The following is a 22,020-nucleotide window of genomic DNA, read 5'->3' as shown; positions in this document are numbered from 1 at the left end:
CAAAGGCCTACAGGTCTCCGACGATGAGTTTCAAGCGCTCAATATCAAACCCGGTAAGTTTCATGGCGATTGGAACTATACGCTTCTTCCTCGCTCTTAATCGGTAACTTAATTCTTGCCCATGCCTAATTGTCAGGTCTCATAACATCGCGCACTAAGAATTCGTCGAATTTCTTGGATTTTTGCACAAAAATGAGTACGCGATGTCATGAGACTCGACAACTAATTCTTGATGTAGATCATGCCAGCCGGTATGTTCGGCAAGTTCGAGGAGTTCGACTGTTTCTTTGAACAACCCCCCGGTCTTTTGCACAATCAGTTCAGGCATGGTTGCGAGTAGGTCATCTGGACAAGTGGAATAGCGTCCATCCAAAAAATCGGCAAGATCACTCGCTTTGATTCGGCCTAGTGGTGGTAGTACGTCGAGCCGAAACGAGCGTTCTCGAAAACGGGCAAGCGCGCTCAACTCTTCCATTTTGTCTTCTAAGGCTTTGTGGCGCTCTGTAGGAAGCTCCAGTGCAAGGAAAGAGAGGATACGGAGGTCTCTGGGGCAAGGAGTGCAGAGCTGTTGGAGACAAAAGGTAAGCCAAGCTTCAAGCGAGGTTGGATGTAGGCGGGTTGCCTCTGATGTTCCGCGTGTTCCCCAGTCCAGAAGTAACACTGGGCGAGCAGGTCCTGGGGCACGCTGGACCTTTTTTGCAAGTGCGTCGATAAATGTTTCGCGGTCTCCAAGCCCCAGATGCTGTCGTACCTTCAGTGCTAACTGCTCTTCATTAAAGGTGTGCTGTCCTGGTAAACAGCGCATCGGCACTCTGTAGGCGTGTGCCACTTCTTTGGCCTCGCGGCGAAGGTGATCGTACAATTGCTCGAAAAAATGATCGACTAATGTTTCTTGTGTTCCGTAAGCAAGCATACAACAGAGGCGACGTTGTTGATTCCGTACTAACTCGTTGATAGCTTGAAGTCCACGTGCTCGCGGCGTCGTGCGGTCTAATAGTAAGCGTGGGAACTGATGTTTCTTCTGTTTGTCGGTAGTTTCTGTACGCCAATTCTTATAAGCTCCCCACGCGATTGATGAGGGCAAGCCGTATTGGTGGAGTGCCCACACCGGATCTGTATCCTCACCGCTATGCAAAAGCTCGTAGAGCCACGCCAGAAAGGCTCGTCGGGCTTCCCTGGGGTCAGTACTATACTGGCTAATAACCAATGGGGAGTGTAACCCTGGCAATGGCATTCTGGCTTTACCTGGAGATCCTACAAAATTACAGAAGACAAAACGCGGCGGATTTGCTTGCCACAGTTGCGCGAGGTCAGTCACTGGCCGTTGGTCGACGGCGAGACCATTATCTAACGGTAAGAAGAGCATCTTTCCATTACTTTCTGCTGGTCCGTAATAGTAGACAATACGTGGCCGACTCTTCGCCCACACCTGTTGTAAAGTGTTCCAGTCCTGTACTCGCTGGACCGAGTCATGAAAAACCGGCCAGGCATGCTTAAGATGTTCCTCCAGATCTCGTTGGTGAGATTCGGTATCCGGTGCTGAACTTGGGGCGATCAGGAGGACTGAACAAGGAGTTTTCAACGTTATATCTGAGAAGTCGGGAGTTTGATCGAGAGACCCATTCAAGAATTCGGGGTTAATCAGCTCAAATGTCCAGCCGTGATTGCGCAGCAACAGCCCCTGCCACCGGGTTTCTGTCCATGGCAACTCAGCCAAGTGTGAGTCTTCGATTTGCAGACGGATACGAACGGGATGGCGAATCGGAGGCGCAAGGTCTAAGTCAAAGAGGACTTGTAGTACCTTGTCGCACTGCTCTTGTGACCCAAATAATGTCACAAATAAACTCTGCCCGGTGTCGTAAGCTGAGCGGTAATCGGGAATCGGGCTGTATGGATGTAAGTATTTGCGGGTCAGTTGGGTACCATGAAGCTTTAACTGGACAGTCAGGTCATAATGGTTCCCTCTTGAGAAGCGGGCTTCTGTACGAAGTCGTTTCGTAAAAAGTCTGATGATCTTGATAGTTACTTCTGCGTAGATGGCATCGTGTCGGTGGTTTTCTTGTAGGCTGAGTGTAGTTCCTGGACTATTGAGTCCTTGATACTTGGTGAGGTTGATACTGACCTTTTTCCCCGAGGATAGTGGCGCCTCAAACACCATATCATCATCAGCTACTGTGGAAGGTCGGAGGTATAAACAGCAGAGATCAAGCCGGCCTTCTTCCCGTGCGTGCAACAATGCTGGTAACTCGACCTCACGAATATACTTTGACGCGAGGAAGTCTGGCGAGACCAGAAGCACGGCTACGGCTGTCGAGGCTAGGGCATCTTTGATTTCTTGGTCCCAAGCCTGACTTGGCGTGATCCGCTGATCACTCCACACATTTAATTGTCCCGTGTCTTCCCACGGCTTGAGGTGAACACGGAATTCTTTGAGAAATGCCTGATCCTTGTCATTGTGACTGTAGCTGATAAACACCTGGTTACGTGGCATGCGTTAGTCCCCCTCCCTAATGCGAAGCCCCAATGACTTTACACATTCAGAATAGTGAGTAGGTTGTCAAGATGTGAGAGGAGATAGAGACAGAGAGGAGAAGGAGGCTGCGTGATCCTCTTGTGGAAATCTTTCTCATTCTTGTTTCAGCAGATCCCTCAATGATAAGAGAATTCTCCATGAGCCAACAATCTGAATCCCATGCCGACCTCACCCGTCGTATCCAACGCCTCGAAGACATCGAAGCCATCAAGTGGATGATTGTTCGCTATGCGCAAGGTGCCGACCAGCACAACAATACCGACATCATGATGCCGCTGTTTGCCGATGATGCGGTGTGGGATGCTGGTGAACGGTTTGGCCGTTTCGAAGGCAAACAAGCGATCTACGATTTTCTCAAAGGGAGCGGCAGTTTCATTGGTTGGACGCTCCACTATATGGTGTCTCCGGCGATCAGAATTGCTGATGACGGCAAAACTGCGCAAGCCTTTTGGTATTTGTGGGAAACGGCGAATATGCCTGAGGCACAGACGCAAGAGCCTGAAGCGGTGTGGATTGGTGGCACTTACGACACTGAACTTGCCAAGGTGAACGGTGAGTGGAAGTTCACGAAAGTGAATTTGCAGATCAAACTACTGACCCCATACACGGAAGGGTGGGCGAAGAAGCAGGTGAGGGATTAGGCAATTAATGGAAACATAAGAGATGTTTGTCATTGCGAGGAGCCGTAGGCGACGAAGCAATCCCTGTAGGGAAATGAGGATAACGAGATTGCTTCGCTACGCTCGCAATGACATATCTTTATGTTCTTGCGTAGAAGCGAAATAGCAAAGTACGTTACAGGGAGGAATAATCATGAGAGAAGCTGTCATCGTATCAACGGCCCGGACTCCAATCGGCAAATCGTACCGTGGAGCATTCAACGACACGACCACGCCGACTATGGCGGCACCGGTCATCAAGGAAGCTCTGAAGCGAGCAAAAGTTGAACCTGGCGAGATCGAGGATGTCGTTATGGGTGCTGCCCTGCAGGAAGGAACCCAAGGGTACAATGTCGCACGTCAATGTGCGCTTTCCGCCGGACTACCAGTGAGTGTGTCTGGGCAGACCATCGATCGTCAGTGTTCTTCTGGTTTGATGAGCGTGTCGATGGCGGCTAAACAGATCGTCGTTGACGGCATGCAAACCGTGCTTGCGGGTGGTGTCGAGTCGATCAGCCTGGTGCAGAACGAACACCAGAATATCTTTCGCAAAGAAGATGCGATTGCTCTGAAGAACGCTCCCGACCTCTATATGGCAATGATTGACACTGCTGAAGTGGTGGCTAAACGATACAACATCTCGCGAGAAGCGCAGGATGAATACTCGTTGCAGAGTCAACAACGCACGGCTGAAGCACAACAAGCCGGACGCTTTGATGCGGAAATTATTCCGATAACTGTCACCAAAGTGTTTCAGGACAAAGACAGTGGTGGTGTTACCCGCAAAGAAATTTCGATTGATCGTGATGAATGTAATCGGCCTAGCACGACGTTGTCCGGTTTAGCTGCGCTTCCTCCAGTGATGGGGCCAGGGAAGTTCATAACTGCAGGAAATGCGAGTCAGCTCTCAGACGGCATGGCTGCGTGTGTGTTGATGGAAAGGAAACAAGCTGAGCAGCGTGGTTTGCAGCCGCTTGGCATTTATCGTGGCTTAGCGGTCGCCGGTTGTGAGCCAGACGAGATGGGGATTGGCCCGGTCTTTGCCATTCCCAAGTTGCTGAAGCTCAATGGTCTGCGTATGGAAGACATCGACCTGTGGGAACTCAACGAAGCTTTTGCTTGCCAGGTCATTTACTGCCGTGATCGGCTTGGTATTCCCAACGAAAAACTTAATGTGAATGGCGGCGCGATTTCCATCGGCCATCCGTATGGCATGAGTGGCACACGGATGGTCGGCCACGCCTTGATCGAAGGCAAACGGCGCGGCGCACGTTACGTCGTCATCACCATGTGTGTGGGTGGTGGCATGGGTGCGGCGGGCTTGTTTGAGGTGGCGTAAGGAATTTGCGACAAAAATGCCGGGGATTGAAATCCCAGGCTACAATCAACAGCCCTTCCAGGGCTGACTTTAGCATTGTCAGAACAAATGGACGCCCCATGCGGGGCGTGTGAAGGTACACCAGTCACAACTTAAGGAAAAATCGCTGTGTTTTTAGGTGCTCCGTTGCGAGTATGGGTTCCTTCTCCCTCAGGGAGAGGGTCAGGATGAGGGAGTCGAGAAGCCACAAGCCCTGAGTTTTCATCCCCTCACCCTAGCCCTCTCCCTGAGGGAGAGGGAATTACTGCACTGCCAACAGCTTAAGTTGTGACTGGTGGTGAAGGTAGCCGGGGAATTTATTCCCCGGCGAGAAACAGTCGCTTCATCTGCAGAAACTTAATGCCCAGCCACCACTTGCCGCTTTGCTTCATCTGCGGCGGTGGGCTGAGCTACTTTGTAGAGCTTCTGTGCATTACTCCACAGAATCTTGGTGCGAACTTCTTCGGTGCAATCCGAAAGGCCGCCTTTGATCCGTTTGTGGACTTCCTCACCGTAGATCGAAGTCGGGTGCGGGAAGTCAGTTTCAAAAAGAACGTTGTCAGTGCCTACTTTATCGATCAGGCGTCGCGGTGCCGTTTGCTCGAACCAGTAGCAGGCATACACGTTACGCGCGAAGTATTCGGACGGCAGCATTGTGAATTCTGGCCGTTCTTTCGAAACCTTATTATCGGTGAATTGATAGTCTAATGCTTCGAGCGAGAACGGAATCCAGCCGATGCCACTTTCAACGGAAATAAATTTGATCTTGGGGTAACGGCACAGCACGCCGGACATGATGAGGTCGTTCAAATGAATGCCGTTGCGCAGGAATACATTCACAGAGAGTTCGGTGAATGTCGCCATACGGCCATACTGCTTCATCTTCATGCCTTGGATACCATCTTCCATGTTGCCTGAGCCAATATGGAAGCTGATCGGCAGATCGAGTTCACAGGCGACCTCCCACAGTGGGTTCCAGTGTGGGTCACCAAGAAGCGGTTGTCCCAAGCCCTGCGGCTCGCCAGTAAAAAGAATGCCTTTGTGCCCCATCGCTGCGCAGCGCCGTACTTCCTTGACGGCTTCTTGCACGTCCCAGAAGGGCGTAGATGTGATCGGTAGCAAGCGGCGTGAATCAGCCGAGGCCCATTCGGTCTGCCAGTCGTTGTACGCTCGCACACAAGCGATCATCATCTCGGGGTCTTTCAACTTGAGGAACTGTTGGCTGCCGAAACCACCAACGTTGGGATACATGACCATCGCCCAAATGCCCATTTCGTCCATGTATTTGAGACGTGCTTTGGCATCGTAGGCGCCGGGATGCATTTCTTCATATGACTTTGGCCAGCTTGTCATATCACCGACACCAGCGGTTGCTGTGAGTCCTGGGTTAGCAATACGATGGCCGCCGAGGTACCACCACAGGCGTCCTTTCTCATCTTTGTCGAGACGAGGTACCGCGTCTTTCATGTGGGCGGGAACGCGTTTGGTCCAGACGTCTGGTGACTCCGTGACATGAGTATCGACGTCAATGATTGTATAGCCGCTCATAACCTTCCTCCTTGGGCTGCGCGTACGCATGCCGTGGTTAGTGGTCTTCAGGCACCTAAAACGCATAGACGGGCCAGATGCAGATGTCAAGGAGAAAGAGGGTGAGCACGCAGCGTTCAGCGTTCAGCTCGCAAAAGAAGCATTCAGCGGTCAGCGATCAGCAGTTAGCCAAAAGAGAGGAACAAAAAAATCCCTGCAAAAGCCGACGGCTGACAGCTGATGGCTGACTGCTGACAAAACACGTACTGCGATCAGCAAGAGTGATGGAATTTGCTCAACTTCTGCCCTATATAGCAATCAACACAACGCAGAGGAGGCTCAACCATGTCAGCGAAACAGCACGCACAGTCTGCGGCGATTCGTGCACGTGTGAATCATCCCATCATTGATTCTGACGGTCACCAGGTCGAAATGGGGCCGATCTTTTTCGATTACCTCAAAGCAGAAGCCGGACAAAAGGTCGCTGAACGCATGCCGGCTTTTTCAATCGACGGATACCCTGATGCTGGATGGTGGACGCTGTCGCCACAAGAACGCCATGACCGCCGGAGTCTGCGACCCACCTGGTGGGCCTCTCCTGCACGCAACACCAAAGATCTCGCGACCGCCTTTTATCCCAAACTGTTTCACGAGCGCATGGATGAGCTCGGACTCGACCTCTCCGTCATATATCCAACTGTTGGTTTGCTGATTGTACAGATTGCCGATGAAGAAGTACGACGAGCTGCAGCACGTGCGGTCAACAAAATGAAAGCCGAGATGTTTGCCGGCTATACTGATCGCCTGCTTCCGGTGGCAACGATTCCTATGCACACGCCACAAGAAGCCGTAGAAGAGCTGGAGTATGCCGTGCGTAAATTAGGATTGCGAGCGATAATGATGGCGAGTTATGTGCGCCGCCAGATCAAGGCTGCCGCACGTATCTCGCCTGAAGCCGCACGCTACACCTATTGGCTCGATACCTACGGGCTCGATAGCGAGCATGATTACGATCCAGTATGGGCGAAGTGTGTGGAGTTGGGCGTGTCGCCGACCTTTCATTCAGTGGGTTATGGCTGGGGGAGCCGCGCGACACCAACCAACTATGTGCATAATCATCTCGGCAATTTTGCCTCAAGTGCGGATGCCGTCTGTCGTGGGTTGTTTATGGGTGGGGTGCCGAAGCGGTTTCCCACTCTGACCTTTGCTTTCATGGAAGGCGGAGTTGCGTGGGCGCGTCAGCTCTATTGCGATTTGATTTCGCATTGGGACAAACGCAATTGGGAGGAAGTGCAAAAATACAACCCCGCGTATGTCGATCGTGACGCCTTTCTCGACTTCTCCCGTCGCTATGGTGGAACGCTGCTAGAGGGACGCGCTGAAGAGATCTTGCGCGCGTATCAGATCTTTATGTCACGTGGTGAAGATCCTGCATTGCTCGACGAATGGAAGCCGAGCGGCATTACCAGCCCTGAAGAAATTCGCGACATCTTCACAAAGCGTTTCTATTTCGGCTGTGAAGGCGATGATCCGATGAATACGCTGGCCTTTGATACCAAAGGCTCGCCGTTCAATGCCGAACTGTATGCGCTGTACGGTTCAGACTTAGGCCATTGGGACGTGCCCGACATGAGCGATGCCGCGCACGAAGCCTACGAACTCGTCGAAGACGGACTCATGAGCGAAGGCGATTTTCGTAAGATGGTCTTTACCAATCCAGTAAAGTTCTGGACGTCGACCAATCCGAATTTCTTTCTGGGGACGATTGTCGAGGGGGCGGTGCGGCAAGATGTCTGAAGAATTCCCTCGTCCCTGCAGAAATACTAGTAGATAGTCCAGAAAGTTTTGCTGGCTAACTCAAGGGACGTCATTCCCGCGAAGGCGGGAATCCAGGCGGCTGAACGACAGGCCACTGCTGAAGTTCCCTGGATGCCCGCCTTCGCGGGAATGACGAAACCCTATCCCTCAAAATTAAATGGACTGACTACTAGCGTGAAGTTAGGGGATGGTTGTCATTGCGAGGAGCCGTAGGCGACGAAGCAACCTCCTGGGGTACAACTGTTTACAATGAGATTGCTTCGCTACGCTCGCAATGACAGGATGCCCTCCTCCTCAGAAGGTGAGCGCAAAGTCTTACGCAAAAATCTCACTAAAGAAATCGCGCATCGACTTCCACGAACGCTCATCGGCTGCTTTGTTGTACGCAATCCCCGGATTGCCGACGCTGGCTGCATTAGGATTAGTGAAGCTATGCACTACACCGCCGTAGGCGATGAGTTGCCAGTCGACACCAGCAGCAGTCATCTCTTTTTCGAAAGCGTTGACTGTTGCCTGTGGGACAAAGGGATCTTCTGCGCCATGACAGACTAAGACCTTCCCTTTGACTTTGCCTTGCTCGGCTGGCTTCTGGGTGGCGAGATTGCCGTGAAAAGAAACGACACCCTTTACTGGTGCGCCATCGCGGGCCAATTCAAGAGAGAACGTTCCACCCATGCAATAGCCAATCACCGCTAAGCGGCTGGAGTCGACTTGTGGCAATGATGCAAGTTTGTCCAACCCTGCGCGTCCGCGTGCGCGGAATTTTGCTGGATCGGTCATGAGTGGTGTGGCGAGTTTGATGGCTTCTTGCAGATCCGAGGTTTCAAATCCGTTACCATACGGGTCACCAGCCAGCGCCACATAACCGAGCGCCGCTAGCATTTCTGCACGCCTCTTTGCGTTGACGCCAAGACCGAACGCTTCTGGCATCACCAGAATGCCGGGCTTTTTGTTCGAACTCTGGTCATCGTAGGCCAGGTGTCCCTTCAGTGTGACCCCCCCATCTTTGTACTCAACCGTTTCTGTCTTCATGCTGCTCCTCCTTGTATGTAATGTTGACAATACCGTGCCGTGTCTTTTTGGCAGTCTGGGTTCTGCAAGTCAACCTCTGGCATGTCCAGCGGACATCCGCTTGCCGAAGCAGGCGAACTCTTGTAGTAGGCTGCGCAGAATAAAGCGTTCAGCCGTCAGCGGTCAGCTTTCAATAAAACAGTCTTGCTAAAAACTGAGCACTGACAACTGAGAATTGAATCCTTACGTTTCTTATCCGGCTGACAGCTGATAGCTGAGTGCTGAGTGCTTATCCGCAGAAGGGAACGTGCCATGAGTATTGCAACTGCCACGTATATCGCAATCGACCGCAAGAAAACTCTCAGTGAAGAACCAGCCACAGGCCACAACCGCTGGCATCCAGATATTCCACCAGTGGTGAAAGTCGACCCAGGGCAAGTCGTCGGCATCGAGACTCGGGACGCGTTCGATGGACAGGTTAACCCGAACTCCTCTGCTGCAGACCTGCTGAAAACGAGCCTTGGTGTGGTGCACCCACTGACTGGGCCAGTCTACGTTAACGGTGCAGAACCAGGGGATTTACTCGAAGTGACAATCGTTGATGTCGAGGCACAGCCGTTTGGATTCACTGTGCAAGTGCCGGGCTTTGGTTTCCTGCGTGATGTGTTCACTGAACCACATATCGTGCGCTGGACGATTGCCAACGGTTTTGCCACTTCGCCTGATCTGCCAGGCGTACGCATTCCCGGTGCGCCGTTTATGGGCGTGATCGGTGTTGCGCCATCACACGAGTTGTTGGCCAAAATCAATCAGCGAGAGACTGACTTGTCGAAACGCGGTGGCGTGTTGTTGCTACCGGATGCGAGTGGAGCGATTCCCGCTGATCCCAAGATTGCTCAAAACGCGATGCGCACCATCGCACCGCATGAGACCGGCGGCAATGTTGATATCAAGCAGCTCTCGAAAGGGACGACGTTGCGTATTCCTGTCTATGTTCCTGGTGCCTTGTTCTCAGTTGGTGATGCACACTTTGCTCAGGGCGACGGTGAGAGCTGTGGGACTGCGGTCGAGATGAGTGCCACGTTCTATGGTTCGTTCAACCTCATCAAAGGCGCAGCCAAGAAATACAACATCCAGGATGTGCAATTTTATCGTAACGACTATTTTACTTCGCCAGAGATGGCAGTGCCGCGCCGGTTCTTCGCCACGACAGGGCAGTCCTGCACCCGCGAAGGTGTGGCGCACTCAGAAGATGCGACGCTCGCTGCACGCAATGCGCTGCTCAACATGATTGATTATCTGGTGCACGAACGTGGCTTCACGCGTCAACAAGCGTATGCGATTACCAGTGTGGCAGTGGACCTCAAAGTGAGTGAGCTGGTGGATGTGCCAAACTTTGTCGTCTCGGCATTCCTACCGTTGGATATTTTTGTGTGAGGTTCCTGCAGAAGAGTGAGGTAATAGAAGGCTGACGCGGCCCGTCACTCCCGCGAAAGCGGGAATCCAGAGCAAGGGCAGTAGATTCCGGGTCGCGGCCTTCGGCCTTGCCCGGAATGACGGGCTCCCATCTTTCATACTTATTGTTTCTTCGTTCCTACTTCCACAAATCCCTCTTTCACCAACAGTCTTGTGTTCTCCCCATCCTTTCCGTCACAATACGGGAATAGTGATGTCCGGTGGATGTTATGGGGGTACTGACATGAAAGGCATTCTTTCTGGTCTACGAGTAATCGAAGGTTCCGCTTTTGTTGCGGCACCACTTGGGGGGATGACACTCGCGCAACTCGGTGCGGATGTGATCCGTTTTGATCAAATCGGTGGTGGGCTCGACTATCAGCGATGGCCTTTGGCTGATGATGGCCAGAGTCTTTTCTGGGCTGGACTGAACAAAGGCAAACGCTCGATTCAGATTGACTTGCGCTCGCCACGTGGACGAGAACTCGCGACTGCACTGATTACTGCGCCTGGCGACAATAACGGTCTGTTTCTTACTAATTTCCCTGCCCGTGACTGGCTCGAATATGAAGGGCTGGCGCGGCACCGCAAAGATCTCGTCATGGTAGCGCTAACCGGTAACCCGGATGGCACCAGTGAAGTGGACTATACAGTGAACCCAGCCACAGGGTTCCCGTGGGCGACCGGACCGCGCAACCTGGCTGAGCCGCTTAATAGTGTCTTACCGGCGTGGGATATCGCACTCGGAACACTGGCGACGGTGGGTCTGCTTGCGGCTGAACGTCACCGGCGGTTAACTGCTGAAGGCCAGCTCGTTCGTCTTTCACTGTCTGATGTTGCCTTTGCTATGGTTGGCAATCTTGGTCGTATAGCTGAGGCACGTCTCGGCGGACGAGATCAACATAAAGATGGTAACTATCTATATGGGGCTTTCGGGCACGATTTTGAGACCCGTGATGGACGGCGAGTCATGGTTGTTGCACTCACCGCTCGGCAGTGGAATGCACTGGTTGATGTGACAGGTATTGCTGAGGCCTGCCAGAGCATTGAGCAGGTGACCGGCCACGACCTCAGCACTGAGACTGGTCGTTTCGAGGCTCGCGATTTGATTGCTGCGTTGCTACGTCCATGGTTCGCGTCGCGCAGCCTGGCAACCATCCGTGATACGTTTGCGGGCACCAACGTCTCCTGGGGACCGTATCAAACATTCCGACAACTTGTGACAGAGGACCCACGCTGTTCGCTGGCGAATCCGATGTTTGCAGAAGTCGAACACCCTGGGGTTGGTACGTATGTGATGCCGGGCTCGCCGTTAGATTTTTCCGAAGTATCGCGCGTGCCGGTTCGGCGCGCACCACTGCTCGGCGAAAATACCGACGAGGTGTTGACCGACGTGTTAGGATTGAGTTCTCACGAGATCGCACGCTTGCATGATCAGAAAGTTGTTGCTGGTACATCAAAATAAAGGAACGACGACGTGAGTACATTCGTATTGATTCATGGCGGTTGTCATGGCGCGTGGTGTTGGTACAAAGTCGTGCCAGCGCTAGAAAAGCGTGGTCACACCGTGATTGCTCCAGACTTGCCCAGTCATGGCAGAGACAAGACGCCAGTCGCAACGGTGACGTTGAAGTCTTACGTAGATACGGTTTGTGACATTCTTGATGCACAGCGTGAGCCTGTGGTGTTGGTAGGACACAGCATGGGTGGTGGAATCATTACCCAGACGGCTGAATACCGGCCAGACAAAATCAAGACGTTGGTGTACCTCACTGCGCTGCTGCCGGCGAATGGCGAGTCAATGGGAACCGTCTTGCGGCGCAATACAGAGTCAGCGTTGAACGGGAATTTTGTTGTCAATGCTGACAAGAGCGCTTCGATGGTACGCGAAGACGCTCTCGTCGATGGGTTTTACGCAGACTGCTCGGCTGAAGATGTTGCCCTAGCCAAGCTGCTGTTGACGCCGCAAGCGTCCGCTCCGATAAAAGACAAAGTACAGACCAGTGCCGAACGCTTCGGGAGAGTCCCTCGGGTGGCGATTGAGTGCCTGCAGGACCGCGCCCATCCACTAACTTTCCAAAGAAGTGTGTATCCGACGTTTCCGTTCCAGAAAGTGATTGCCATGGACACCAGTCACTCCCCGTTTTTCTCAGTGCCTGAGGAACTCGCAGCGTATTTGGCGGCGTTGTAACGTAGCGCTCCTTGCTTGCTCTTTGGCGAGTGCTACTTTAGTATCACTCGTATGCGTACCGAACTCGTTACCACTTTGAAGCGGAAGGCAACGGAGATCATTTCAGAGGTGGACCGTGAGAAGGTCCCGGTGCTGATTACTCAGCATGGTCGTCCTGCAGCCTATCTTGTAGATGTAGAAACCTATGAGAAGCTCAAGCAAAGATTAGCCATCCTTGAGGGGATTGCACGTGGAGAGCGCGCCATTGAGCAAGGTCGGGTTGTGTCCCATGCCGAAGCAAAGAAACGACTTGCACGATGGCTGAGCTGATCTGGACCGAGCCTGCACTGAGCGATTTAGACGCAATCGCTGACTATATTGCCCTGGATAATCCAGAGGCAGCGCGTGTTTTGGTGCAGCGCGTATTTCAGCATGTTGAACAGCTAGCCGAGTATCCTGAAAGCGGTTCACGGCCTAGAGAATTGCGCGGTTCCCGTTATCGGCAGATTGTCGAACCACCGTGTCGCGTGTTCTATCGCTACGATGGTCAACGAGTCTTTGTTCTACATGTCATGCGTGGAGAGATGCGCTTGCGGGCGAGTCAGCTTGGTAAAAGGGATCGACAAACGAGGAAGAGTTAGTTTCACCCTCTATGTTCTTCATGCTTGATCTTGTTGAGATCAAAACCTGGATAAGTGACAGCCATGTTGAAATACCTCGAACTAAAGACTGGGTATGGCCATAGTGGTCCAGCCTGGATTGGCTACGTGAAAGAGTCAAAGACCGGCAAGACTTTGTACTTTAACGGTCGCGCGCTGCAGCGGATGAAAAAAGGTGGGATCTATGGGAACTACCTCGACGTTGAGACGAGAGAAGAATTTTGGGTGTCAAACGTCAAGAAGAACGGAGAAGATCGACATTGGGCAGGATCAGGGAAAATCCTCATCGAGGCTACGGCGGTTGTTGAATATCTGACAATCACTGGTGCGACGACGCTGCCTACATCAAAGTACGAAGTCTTTGAGCAAGCCCTGTCTACCGATATTGCTAAGTTCCACAGATTGGCAAATGAGAAGTTAACTGAAGAAGATAGAAAGAATCTTTGGCTAACACTTGGAGAAAGATTCATAAACAGCGAGTGATATCATAAGCCATAGCAAACGGTTTGTCCTCGAACTGGTTGACCAGCGTATCAAGCTCTCGACTTTCATCGGTCGTGAGCTTGCCCTCGGTGCTTTTGGCAAGGAGTTTCGCCATACGTTTGCGGTCACGAGTAGGCATGCGAAAAGAGCTACGAATCTGGCGTGCTTTTTCGTATGCCTCATCAATTAGAGCCCGCGCGATTTCAGCTTCCAACTTCTGGCGTTGGTGCTTTAACTGGGCAATCATCTTACGCAACTCTTCGAGCGTCGGTTTCCCAGTTGCCACTTCCGCGCCTCACTTTCTGTTCTGAACCATACTCGGCCTTTGCGGCTGTGGAAACGGGCAATAATCCTCTCGTTCCACCCAATCAAACGCGAACAACATCTTCGCCATGCCGATGAGCACCGCGATCACCATCGACAACTCGACAATTTCGCCATCAGAAAAGAAGTCTTGTAATTGTTTCATCAAGGCTTCGTCGACTACAGGCTTCTGTGATGTATGCGCCAGCGTAGAGGCAAGGCGTAGTGCCGCCTTCTCTCGCTCACTAAACGGGCCAGTTTCAAACGAGGATAACGCTTGGAGCTCTTCGTCGGTGATACCATGCTGCCTCGACGAGGCAGTGTTCATGCGGTTTCAATAGGCACAGCCGTGCAAGGTCGACAGCCGCAAGCGCACGAGTTCTTTGATTCGTACCGGTGCAATCCCGCCAAAGAAAATCTGTCCATAGAACGAGTTGAAATACCAATCGAGCATGTGTGGGGCATTGGCACCGACTTCCAAGAAATGTGCATCACCAGCGACTGCCAGTGATGTGTCGAGCAGCTCTTGCATCGACGCTGATAGGTTCTCTCGTGGTAATCGACGTAACGCCATAGGTGCACTCCTTTTTGTTCTCTTTCTTTAGGAGAGAATTCCTCTTCCGTCCAGCACGAGAGTGATTTATGTGATAGAGGGAGCCCTGTGCTAATAGTGAAGGAGGGATTCTCGATGAGCACCAAGACTCTCAAGACCGCACGTCAACGCGGGAAACTGGCTCCGATCCGTTTTGCCCATGCGGTGCTGCAGACCAACAAACTGCCGCACATGCTTCATTGGTACCAAACCGTGCTTGAGGCGGACATCCAATATGAGAATGAATGGATCGCGTTTCTGACCTACGACGAAGAACATCACCGACTAGCCTTGGTCGCACGTCCCGGCACAGTCGATCGCGTTCCAAACGCTGCGGGCCTAGCGCATCTGGCGTATGCATATGTCGACATGGATGAGCTGGTTACCACCTACGAACGACTGAAAGCGGCTGGGATTGTGCCGGTGCGGACGATCAATCACGGTCCGACTACGTCAATGTACTACGCCGATCCCGATGGTAATCAAGTTGAGCTGCAAATTGACAACTATGATACGCCTGAAGAATGTCACGCCTGGTTCTTCACGCCTGAGTTTGCCAAGAATCCTATCGGGATCTTGTTTAATCCAGATGACCTCGTTGAGAAGTTCCATGCCGGTGTTCCCGTGACGCAATTGAAGCAGATTGGGTTTCTGCATCTGGATAACCCTTGAGATCATTTCGTGACTCTTGTAGTCTCTATAAGGCTGTGACCAAAAACTGATTTTGTTTCGCGATAAAGAACAAGGAGGATCTCATGCATGATGTCGTGATTCGAGGCGGGAAAGTTGTTGATGGAACCGGAAAGCCCGCCTTTACCGGAGATGTAGCGATTGCCAATGGCAAGATTGCCGCGGTAGGAAAAGACGTCGGTAGCGCCAAGAAAACCGTGAACGCCGATGGTTTGCTTGTGGCCCCAGCATGGGTCGATGCGCACACGCATTATGATGGTCAGGTCGCGTGGGATCAGCAGATGACCCCATCGCTATGGCACGGCGTCTCGACTGTGGTCATGGGTAACTGCGGAGTCGGTTTTGCCCCGGCAACTCCGGATCGGCATGAATGGCTCATTAGCCTGATGGAAAGTGTGGAAGATATTCCTAGCAAGTCACTGGTTGCAGGACTGCCGTGGGGATGGCAGAGCTTTCCTGAATATCTTGATGTACTCGAAAAAATGCCGCGCACGTTGGATGTCGGCGGTATGATCACTCACGGTGCTATGCGTGCCTTTGTCATGGGTGAGCGTGGCGCACGCAATGAAGCTGCCACTGCTGAAGACATGGCGCGGATGGCCGCGATCGCTAAAGAAGCCGTGTTAGCTGGTGGATTGGGATTCTCTACTTCTCGGACACTGGTCCATGCGACGCCTGATGGTGAGCCTGTCCCTGGGACGTACGCTTCTGAAGAAGAACTCAGCGTCATTGCGAGAGCCGTGCGTTCAACTGGTCGTGGAGTCATGGAAGTTGTCCCGCGTGGTATTGCCGGTGAGACCCCGGAACTCGTGCAAGAAGTGGAAATGCTGATCCGCATTTCTCGTAACACAGGGTGTACACTGACCTTCTTGTTAGCGCAGAACAACACCTATCCCGACCAGTGGCGTGACGTCATGACAAGATGCTCGGCTGCAGTCGAAGGTGGCGTTCGCATCGTACCGATGGTCTTTGCCCGTCCGGTATGTGTGTTGTTCAGCTTCCAAGGCGACAACCCCTTTGAATATCTGCCGAGCTTCCAGCCGCTGAAAAAACTTTCCCACGATGAAAAGGTTGCGGCTCTACGTAACCCAGAGTTACGTCAAAAGCTGGTGACAGAAGCGGATCCCAATACGACAGGTATGTCACTGCTGTATCAGAATCCGATGGTATGGGAGCGCACTTACCCCATGGGCGAAAAGCTGAGCTACGAGCCAGCCAGCAGCAATAGCATTGCTGCTATCGCCAAGCGTGAAAACCGCAATCCTCGCGAAGTCGTCTACGATTTGATGCTGGAACAGAATGGCCGCGCGTTCTTAATGTACGCTGCCGCTGGTTACGCGCAAGGCAATGCCAAACCGCTGCGTGAACTGATCTGCGATCCGATCACGGTTATGGGTGGCAGTGATGCTGGCGCGCATGTGCGTCAGATCATTGATGCTGGGGTGCCGACATATGCATTGACGCACTGGACGCGTGACAAAGCTGCGGATGATCCAGCCCGCCTCCCGCTTGAGTTCGTGGTGAAGAAATTGACCCATGACAGCGCACGGCTCTTTGGCATGACCGATCGTGGGACGTTGGAGCCAGGTGCAAAGGCGGATGTCAACATCATCGATTATAACAATCTGAGTGTCAGCTACCCTGAGATGATCTATGATCTCCCGGCTGGCATGCCGCGCCTCATGCAGACTGCACGTGGGTACGAGAAGACCTTCGTCAGTGGTGAAGTCGTGCAAGAGAACGGCAAAGACACCGGCGCTCGTCCTGGCCGGATTGTTCGTAGTCGATAACGTTTGCTGGTTGAAAGCGTAGGAGCGACCGGCCGGTCGCTCCTACATTCCATATTCATTCTCTACCTCGGCTGTGGCCATACGCCTGGGACTTTTGTCACCAGCCAATTCACTAACGCCGCATTCACTTCCAGTGGCTTCTCCTGCGCCATCCAGTGACCTGAACGGATGTTGACTTCCGTGAGGTTACGACAGTAGGTCCGCATCGGTTCTGCTAACCGTGAGTGCGTACATTCACACACAAAATCATAGCGTGCGTTGAGAAACAACACTGGCATGTCGAGGTAGCTATTGTTCTTGGCGGTTTTGCCGTACTCCTCATTCACTTTATGATTCATGTACCACGACGACGGACCGAAGAATCCGTTGCGTTCTAACGCAGAGGCATACATACGTAGATCTTCTTCAGAGACAACATCGCCATCGCGGGGAAAATCGGGAATCGTGCGGAGACCGATCATGCCATGACTTTTCCGCGCTGTGGCAGTCATCGCCGGTTTGCCTTCGCCGTCAGGATTGCCTTTGCGGAAGATGAGTTTGACAAAATTGTAGGGACTGGCGTCCATCGGCGCGATGGCTTCGGCAAAACTCTCTTCGTAATAGCGCATGTAATCCCACTGGCCGACAGGATACTCATCTGCGGGGTACAATTTGCGATCAACTAATGTCACTGTATGATCCAAGCCACGTTCGATGGTGTAATACGGCACACAGAGATTGGCGACGGCGTGACAGCGATCAGGATGATGGCTGGCCAGATCCCATACCACTGGACTCCCCCAATCGTGCCCGACCCATACGGCTTTGTTCCGCTCGAGTGCGTCAATCAGATCAAGCATGTCACGCACGATATGTTCTTGGGCATAATCACCATGAGTGTTATAGACCGAGGAGCGTCCGTACCCGCGCATATCCGGCGCAATGACGCGAAAGCCCAGCGCTGCTAGGGCCGGGAGTTGATGCCGCCAGCTAATTGATAGTTCAGGCCAGCCGTGGACAAAGATCACGAGCGGCCCATCTTCTGGGCCAGCAGCGAGATAGAAAGTTGTATGTCTGGAGGTTTTGACAGTGTGTTCAGTGATCGACATCGTCGTTCTCCTTCGCAGTCTTACATAATGGCATTCTGGAGACTGCACTTTAACAAATACCGAGGGCCCTGCCAGCCAGAACACCTGGCCCTCTCGTGTAGTTGGTGGAGTGTGCAACCCTGTGTAGATATGGCATGAAGGAACTTCTCGAAAAGGAGCCATCATGCAGAAAACCCGCACGGATTTGATGACCACGGCGCGCATGCGTGCCAAACAGGCAATCGAAGCAGGGGACAAGGAGGCTGCGCTCAAAGCGGTCGATGAGATCTGGGAAGAGGGGCGCCCGATTCACGATCTGTATGGCGACATGGCTGCGGTCTTTCTCGATTACATCAAAGAGAAACTCGGTGAAGATGCGGTTGAGGAATCGTGGCGCTACGTTGGCGATAAGATTTGGCGACCGGTGCTCGAAACCTATCGTGATAAAGACCCAGTACTGATGGCAGAAACATACGCGATGTTTTTGCGCTCGCATGGCTATGACTTTACGTGTGAAGAGGATGACGAGAAGATCACTTTTTTCATGCACTACTGTCCCAGTGGCGGACGCATGCTGCAAGAAGGGAAGGCGGATACGTCCAAACGACATCCTTTGAATCTTGGCACCAGCCAAAAACCGCGCCCTTGGAGTTTCAACCAAAAGGGAGTGCTCTACTATTGCGCTCACACGCAGTTATGGTTTGATACGCAGCCGCGTGAATGGGGGCTACCGTTTATGTCGTCAGAATACGGTGAGTTCAACGAGAAGGGGGAGGTTGTCGGGCGACCGTGTGCCGTGACGATTCGGAAACGACCGCGCCCTACCACTGCGAACTAAACACGTAGCCACGTGGCGACGGCTAGGAGAGGGAATCATGTCCGCTCAAACCAATGTCCAACTGTGGGCTGATCATATCGTTGGCGAATTTGGTACCAAAGATGTCGAACTGGCGCTGTCGACAATGGTTGAGGATGCTTCAGTCATGCACATGCCGACACGGTCAGGAGGGAAAGGGAAAGCGGTCTTGCGACCCTATTACCGCGATATGTTCATCCCCTCGATTCCGTCGGAATGGCAACATACGGTGATAAATCGGGTGGTGACGGATGATACCATCGTTGAAGAGGCAAAGGTTCGGTTACATCATACGAAGCAGATGGACTGGTTTCTTCCCGGCGTGCCGCCGACCAACACGTGGATTGAGGTTGACTTAGTCATTGTCATTGAATTTCGTGATGGGCAGATGGCGACCGAACGCATCTATTGGGATCAGGCGGCAGTGCTGCGACAGGTCGGGAAATTGTAGAGTCGGTGTCTCATAGATAAAGGTGACTGCTGATATGTTCAGCAGTGGACGCGGCAATCCTTTACTCGTGCGCACGGCACACACTACGAATGTATGGCTACTCTTAATACTACTTTCCTTCAGACTCTTCGTCAGACCCTTGGCACAGACGCTCTCGATACCGCGGAAGATGCGGTCCTGCGCTACGGACGCAACTTGTTACCTGGTGGAGATCGTCGTCCGGCTGGCGTTGTGTATCCATCCTCAACTGCAGAGGTGCAAACGATCGTTCGTCTGGCAAACGAATATCGTGCGCCCCTCTATGCCATCAGCACCGGCGAGAATCGAGGGTTAGGGCTGAAAAGCCCGATACAGCCGGGGAGTCTGGTTGTCGATGTTGGCAAGCGTATGAATCGCATTGTAGAGATCGATGAAACACTCTGTTATGCGGATATCGAACCGGGCGTGACGTACCAGCAAATGTATGACGAACTTGCACGCCGGGGTCACAAGTTAATGATGGACACGACCTCTGGTCCCCCGGACGGCGGTATCGTCGGCAACACGCTGGATAAAGGGGCTGGCTATACACCGTACTTCGATCATTTCGGCATGAGCTGTGGACTTGAGGTTGTGCTGGGAGATGGGCGGGTTCTGCGCACGGCTGATGGTGCGCTGGCTGGTACTAAGACTTGGCGGATTGCTAAGTATGGCTATGGGCCGTTTCTTGATGGGCTTTTCCTGCAGTCAAATTTCGGCATTGTGACGCGCATGGGCGTGTGGTTGATGCCACGCCCACCGGTGATTCGCTCGTTCTTCTTTCTCTTTCCGGATGACGAGGATTTCGCCGAGATTATTGACCTGGTGCGACCGCTTAAACTCAACAATGTCGTTCCGTCGTTACTCAAGGTGACAAACGATATTTATGGTTTGGGGACAGTGGCAACCTATCCCTTTGCTCGTACTGGTGGGCGAACACCGTTGCCTGACGACGTGCGCAAAGAATTGCAACGTCAACATGATGTTGGAGCGTGGTGTGTCTCGGGTGCATTCTATGGTGCTTCAGAAGAAGCGATCCAGCCGTTGATTGAGCGGGTGAAAGCGCATTTCGGACGCTCGGGGAAAGCACGGTACGTTTCTCATGAAGAGGCCGAGCAGAGTCCGATTCATAAGATTCATATCGACACGTTCACGGGTCGCCCTACCCGGAGTGAGTTGGGGTTGTTGAACTGGCGCCCCGGTGGTGGCAATTGCTGGTTCCTTCCGGCGATGCCGATGATCGGTACCGTCGCCAATCAACACCAAGCGCTCTCTCGTCGCATTCTTGCTGACCACAAGTTGGAGTATATTGCTGAGTATGTGTGTGGTCCGCGCATGGGGCGTGCACTCCATGTGATTGTTTTTAACCGACAAGATGTAGAAGAATGTCAGCGGGTGATCGACTGCTATCGTGCATTAATGAACGCCTACGCTGAACTAGGCTATCCGATCTCCCGCGCACCGCTTGATTTTCAAGAAGAAGCGATGGCGCGATTGGAAACGTTTCCGGACGTCTGCGGTGCGATCAAACACGCGCTCGATCCCAACGGAGTACTCTCACCGGGACGGTATGGCATTCGCTAAAAATAAGGAGAAATGATGTCGGCACCAGAGAATCTCAAACTGTGGGAGACCCATATCAAAGGTGAGTTCATGACCAAAGACACCGACCTGTCTCTTTCGACGATGGTTGACGATGCGTCGGTAGTGACTGTACCGACGGGGTGGGGTGGGAAGGGGAAGAAGGAACTCTGGAGGAAATATCACAATGAGTTCATTCCTTCGATTCCGCCCTCATGGAAGCATACCACGCTGAAGGTAACGGCTGCCAATGACTACATCGTTGAAGAGGCCACAATCAACCTCGCCCATACCCAGCAGATGGATTGGTTCCTCCCAGGCCTTGCCGCGACCAACAAACCGATTGAGTTTGACATCGTGATTGTGGTGCAGTTCCGTGATGGCAAGGTGGCGGCGGAACGCATTTACTGGGATCAGGCTGCGGTATTACGACAAGTTGGTCAGCTATAGCCTCATGGTTTAGGCATGCCCGAGCGTGGAAGGAAACGTAACAGCAGTCGGGCGGTGCGATGAAGGGGAAAATTGATGCCATCGGGTGCGGGGTCCTTTTTTTCGGAGGCCCTCGCAAGAGCTGCTGCTTCCTCATCAGCGGGTGACGGAACTGTCATATCCGATGGAATTTGTTGTAGGAGCCTCGCCCAGGTGAGCTGAATGACCTCATCAAAACGAATCGGTCCTTCGCGTAGCATCTCACGCGCGAGCGTCACATCCGAGCGTCCCTCCCAGACAATCCGTCCTGCTTGAGCATCCCAGATTTGTAACTGGAGGCGGGCGGTGGCTGAGGCCGTCCGGGCGGCTTGTACCCCGAACGCAGTCAAGCGTGAACTTTGCTCTTCTCGAAACGAACCTAAGGCGGTGGCAGGAAACAACTTACCGCAATAGTGATTGACCGGAGTGGAGAGCCTCTGCACAAGAGCAGGGATGAGAGACGAGACCATTGTGTGCTGGCTTCGGTCTAAGTATCGAAGTCTGGTCGAAGAGCTGGATGAACGCGGGCGAC

The 22,020-nt window shown here is 52.8% G+C and carries 22 protein-coding genes and 1 pseudogene; 15 read left to right on the top strand and 8 right to left on the bottom strand.

Going from position 1 to position 22,020, the window contains the following annotated elements; all coding sequences use genetic code 11:
• Positions 1 to 154: 154 nt before the first annotated feature.
• Positions 155 to 2,491, bottom strand: coding sequence for a toll/interleukin-1 receptor domain-containing protein (locus FJ147_17445; protein ID MBM4257663.1), 2,337 nt, complete (start codon positions 2,489 to 2,491; stop codon positions 155 to 157).
• Positions 2,492 to 2,652: 161 nt separating this feature from the next.
• Between FJ147_17445 and FJ147_17440 the strand changes: the two genes are divergently transcribed.
• Positions 2,653 to 3,174, top strand: a complete 522-nt coding sequence (locus tag FJ147_17440; protein ID MBM4257662.1) for a nuclear transport factor 2 family protein — start codon at positions 2,653 to 2,655, stop codon at positions 3,172 to 3,174.
• Between the two features lie 172 nt (positions 3,175 to 3,346).
• Positions 3,347 to 4,531, top strand: coding sequence for an acetyl-CoA C-acyltransferase (locus FJ147_17435; GenBank protein ID MBM4257661.1), 1,185 nt, complete (start codon positions 3,347 to 3,349; stop codon positions 4,529 to 4,531).
• A gap of 375 nt (positions 4,532 to 4,906) precedes the next feature.
• Here FJ147_17435 and FJ147_17430 read toward each other — a convergent pair whose 3' ends face one another.
• Positions 4,907 to 6,097 (bottom strand): amidohydrolase, encoded by a 1,191-nt coding sequence (locus FJ147_17430; protein ID MBM4257660.1) that lies wholly within the window; start codon positions 6,095 to 6,097, stop codon positions 4,907 to 4,909.
• A 324-nt stretch (positions 6,098 to 6,421) separates the two neighbouring features.
• On the opposite strand from FJ147_17430, the gene FJ147_17425 reads away from it, so the two are divergent.
• On the top strand, positions 6,422 to 7,873 hold the full coding sequence (locus FJ147_17425) for an amidohydrolase (GenBank protein MBM4257659.1): 1,452 nt from the start codon (positions 6,422 to 6,424) through the stop codon (positions 7,871 to 7,873).
• Between the two features lie 336 nt (positions 7,874 to 8,209).
• Here FJ147_17425 and FJ147_17420 read toward each other — a convergent pair whose 3' ends face one another.
• Complete coding sequence (locus FJ147_17420) at positions 8,210 to 8,926, bottom strand: dienelactone hydrolase family protein (GenBank protein ID MBM4257658.1); 717 nt, start codon at positions 8,924 to 8,926, stop codon at positions 8,210 to 8,212.
• 291 nt (positions 8,927 to 9,217) lie between these two features.
• On the opposite strand from FJ147_17420, the gene FJ147_17415 reads away from it, so the two are divergent.
• The 6 genes and pseudogenes from FJ147_17415 to FJ147_17390 all read left to right on the top strand — a co-directional run bounded on the left by FJ147_17415 (position 9,218) and on the right by FJ147_17390 (position 13,609).
• Positions 9,218 to 10,342, top strand: a complete 1,125-nt coding sequence (locus tag FJ147_17415; protein ID MBM4257657.1) for an acetamidase/formamidase family protein — start codon at positions 9,218 to 9,220, stop codon at positions 10,340 to 10,342.
• A 262-nt stretch (positions 10,343 to 10,604) separates the two neighbouring features.
• Positions 10,605 to 11,825, top strand: coding sequence for a 2-methylfumaryl-CoA isomerase (locus FJ147_17410; protein ID MBM4257656.1), 1,221 nt, complete (start codon positions 10,605 to 10,607; stop codon positions 11,823 to 11,825).
• A gap of 12 nt (positions 11,826 to 11,837) precedes the next feature.
• On the top strand, positions 11,838 to 12,551 hold the full coding sequence (locus FJ147_17405; protein MBM4257655.1) for an alpha/beta fold hydrolase: 714 nt from the start codon (positions 11,838 to 11,840) through the stop codon (positions 12,549 to 12,551).
• A 51-nt stretch (positions 12,552 to 12,602) separates the two neighbouring features.
• Positions 12,603 to 12,860: a type II toxin-antitoxin system Phd/YefM family antitoxin gene (locus FJ147_17400; protein MBM4257654.1), complete on the top strand. Its 258-nt coding sequence runs from the start codon at positions 12,603 to 12,605 to the stop codon at positions 12,858 to 12,860.
• Positions 12,848 to 13,171 carry a type II toxin-antitoxin system RelE/ParE family toxin gene (locus FJ147_17395; protein MBM4257653.1) on the top strand — a complete coding sequence of 108 codons (324 nt, stop codon included), beginning with the start codon at positions 12,848 to 12,850 and terminating at the stop codon, positions 13,169 to 13,171. Before FJ147_17400 ends, FJ147_17395 begins: the two co-directional genes overlap by 13 nt.
• Positions 13,172 to 13,225: 54 nt before the next feature.
• Positions 13,226 to 13,609: pseudogene (locus tag FJ147_17390) on the top strand (hypothetical protein).
• Between the two features lie 46 nt (positions 13,610 to 13,655).
• Here FJ147_17390 and FJ147_17385 read toward each other — a convergent pair.
• Genes FJ147_17385 through FJ147_17375 form a run of 3 tightly spaced genes read right to left on the bottom strand, consistent with a single transcriptional unit; the run spans position 13,656 to position 14,549 of the window.
• Positions 13,656 to 13,958 (bottom strand): hypothetical protein, encoded by a 303-nt coding sequence (locus FJ147_17385; protein ID MBM4257652.1) that lies wholly within the window; start codon positions 13,956 to 13,958, stop codon positions 13,656 to 13,658.
• A gap of 9 nt (positions 13,959 to 13,967) precedes the next feature.
• Positions 13,968 to 14,303, bottom strand: a complete 336-nt coding sequence (locus tag FJ147_17380) for a hypothetical protein (GenBank protein ID MBM4257651.1) — start codon at positions 14,301 to 14,303, stop codon at positions 13,968 to 13,970.
• Positions 14,304 to 14,309: 6 nt separating this feature from the next.
• A complete protein-coding gene (locus tag FJ147_17375; protein ID MBM4257650.1) occupies positions 14,310 to 14,549 on the bottom strand; it encodes a hypothetical protein in 240 nt (79 codons plus the stop codon).
• Positions 14,550 to 14,663: 114 nt separating this feature from the next.
• Between FJ147_17375 and FJ147_17370 the strand changes: the two genes are divergently transcribed.
• Positions 14,664 to 15,239, top strand: a complete 576-nt coding sequence (locus FJ147_17370; protein MBM4257649.1) for a biphenyl 2,3-dioxygenase — start codon at positions 14,664 to 14,666, stop codon at positions 15,237 to 15,239.
• A gap of 83 nt (positions 15,240 to 15,322) precedes the next feature.
• Positions 15,323 to 17,047, top strand: coding sequence for an amidohydrolase family protein (locus tag FJ147_17365; protein ID MBM4257648.1), 1,725 nt, complete (start codon positions 15,323 to 15,325; stop codon positions 17,045 to 17,047).
• A 62-nt stretch (positions 17,048 to 17,109) separates the two neighbouring features.
• On the opposite strand, the gene FJ147_17360 is transcribed toward FJ147_17365, so the two are convergent.
• A complete protein-coding gene (locus FJ147_17360; GenBank protein ID MBM4257647.1) occupies positions 17,110 to 18,135 on the bottom strand; it encodes an alpha/beta hydrolase in 1,026 nt (341 codons plus the stop codon).
• A gap of 187 nt (positions 18,136 to 18,322) precedes the next feature.
• Here FJ147_17360 and FJ147_17355 point away from each other — a divergent pair, with 187 nt between their 5' ends.
• From FJ147_17355 to FJ147_17340, 4 genes are all read left to right on the top strand, one after another.
• Positions 18,323 to 18,952 (top strand): hypothetical protein, encoded by a 630-nt coding sequence (locus FJ147_17355; GenBank protein MBM4257646.1) that lies wholly within the window; start codon positions 18,323 to 18,325, stop codon positions 18,950 to 18,952.
• A gap of 37 nt (positions 18,953 to 18,989) precedes the next feature.
• Entirely contained in the window at positions 18,990 to 19,421 is a 432-nt protein-coding gene (locus FJ147_17350) for an ester cyclase (GenBank protein MBM4257645.1), read from the top strand.
• A gap of 93 nt (positions 19,422 to 19,514) precedes the next feature.
• The gene (locus tag FJ147_17345) at positions 19,515 to 21,023 is read left to right on the top strand and encodes an FAD-binding oxidoreductase (GenBank protein MBM4257644.1); all 1,509 of its coding nucleotides are present in this window, start codon (positions 19,515 to 19,517) and stop codon (positions 21,021 to 21,023) included.
• A 12-nt stretch (positions 21,024 to 21,035) separates the two neighbouring features.
• Positions 21,036 to 21,470 carry an ester cyclase gene (locus tag FJ147_17340; GenBank protein ID MBM4257643.1) on the top strand — a complete coding sequence of 145 codons (435 nt, stop codon included), beginning with the start codon at positions 21,036 to 21,038 and terminating at the stop codon, positions 21,468 to 21,470.
• A gap of 2 nt (positions 21,471 to 21,472) precedes the next feature.
• On the opposite strand, the gene FJ147_17335 is transcribed toward FJ147_17340, so the two are convergent.
• Entirely contained in the window at positions 21,473 to 21,958 is a 486-nt protein-coding gene (locus FJ147_17335) for a hypothetical protein (protein ID MBM4257642.1), read from the bottom strand.
• Between the last annotated feature and the right edge of the window lie 62 nt (positions 21,959 to 22,020).

It is taken from the genome of Deltaproteobacteria bacterium, from assembly GCA_016874775.1.
Lineage (GTDB): Bacteria > Desulfobacterota > Binatia > Bin18 > Bin18 > VGTJ01.
Note: the sequence above shows the minus strand (reverse complement) of the source record. Positions and strands in the feature narration are given on the sequence as shown.

Excerpts from the sequence above, each read along its gene's own strand:
- FJ147_17445 (MBM4257663.1), bottom strand. The coding sequence starts at position 2,491 with ATGCCACGTAACCAGGTGTTTATCAGCTACAGTCACAATGACAAGGAT.
- FJ147_17440 (MBM4257662.1), top strand. The coding sequence starts at position 2,653 with ATGATAAGAGAATTCTCCATGAGCCAACAATCTGAATCCCATGCCGAC.
- FJ147_17435 (MBM4257661.1), top strand. The coding sequence starts at position 3,347 with ATGAGAGAAGCTGTCATCGTATCAACGGCCCGGACTCCAATCGGCAAA.
- FJ147_17430 (MBM4257660.1), bottom strand. The coding sequence starts at position 6,097 with ATGAGCGGCTATACAATCATTGACGTCGATACTCATGTCACGGAGTCA.
- FJ147_17425 (MBM4257659.1), top strand. The coding sequence starts at position 6,422 with ATGTCAGCGAAACAGCACGCACAGTCTGCGGCGATTCGTGCACGTGTG.
- FJ147_17420 (MBM4257658.1), bottom strand. The coding sequence starts at position 8,926 with ATGAAGACAGAAACGGTTGAGTACAAAGATGGGGGGGTCACACTGAAG.
- FJ147_17415 (MBM4257657.1), top strand. The coding sequence starts at position 9,218 with ATGAGTATTGCAACTGCCACGTATATCGCAATCGACCGCAAGAAAACT.
- FJ147_17410 (MBM4257656.1), top strand. The coding sequence starts at position 10,605 with ATGAAAGGCATTCTTTCTGGTCTACGAGTAATCGAAGGTTCCGCTTTT.
- FJ147_17400 (MBM4257654.1), top strand. The coding sequence starts at position 12,603 with ATGCGTACCGAACTCGTTACCACTTTGAAGCGGAAGGCAACGGAGATC.
- FJ147_17395 (MBM4257653.1), top strand. The coding sequence starts at position 12,848 with ATGGCTGAGCTGATCTGGACCGAGCCTGCACTGAGCGATTTAGACGCA.
- FJ147_17380 (MBM4257651.1), bottom strand. The coding sequence starts at position 14,303 with ATGAACACTGCCTCGTCGAGGCAGCATGGTATCACCGACGAAGAGCTC.
- FJ147_17375 (MBM4257650.1), bottom strand. The coding sequence starts at position 14,549 with ATGGCGTTACGTCGATTACCACGAGAGAACCTATCAGCGTCGATGCAA.
- FJ147_17370 (MBM4257649.1), top strand. The coding sequence starts at position 14,664 with ATGAGCACCAAGACTCTCAAGACCGCACGTCAACGCGGGAAACTGGCT.
- FJ147_17365 (MBM4257648.1), top strand. The coding sequence starts at position 15,323 with ATGCATGATGTCGTGATTCGAGGCGGGAAAGTTGTTGATGGAACCGGA.
- FJ147_17360 (MBM4257647.1), bottom strand. The coding sequence starts at position 18,135 with ATGTCGATCACTGAACACACTGTCAAAACCTCCAGACATACAACTTTC.
- FJ147_17355 (MBM4257646.1), top strand. The coding sequence starts at position 18,323 with ATGACCACGGCGCGCATGCGTGCCAAACAGGCAATCGAAGCAGGGGAC.
- FJ147_17350 (MBM4257645.1), top strand. The coding sequence starts at position 18,990 with ATGTCCGCTCAAACCAATGTCCAACTGTGGGCTGATCATATCGTTGGC.
- FJ147_17345 (MBM4257644.1), top strand. The coding sequence starts at position 19,515 with ATGGCTACTCTTAATACTACTTTCCTTCAGACTCTTCGTCAGACCCTT.
- FJ147_17340 (MBM4257643.1), top strand. The coding sequence starts at position 21,036 with ATGATGTCGGCACCAGAGAATCTCAAACTGTGGGAGACCCATATCAAA.
- FJ147_17335 (MBM4257642.1), bottom strand. The coding sequence starts at position 21,958 with ATGGTCTCGTCTCTCATCCCTGCTCTTGTGCAGAGGCTCTCCACTCCG.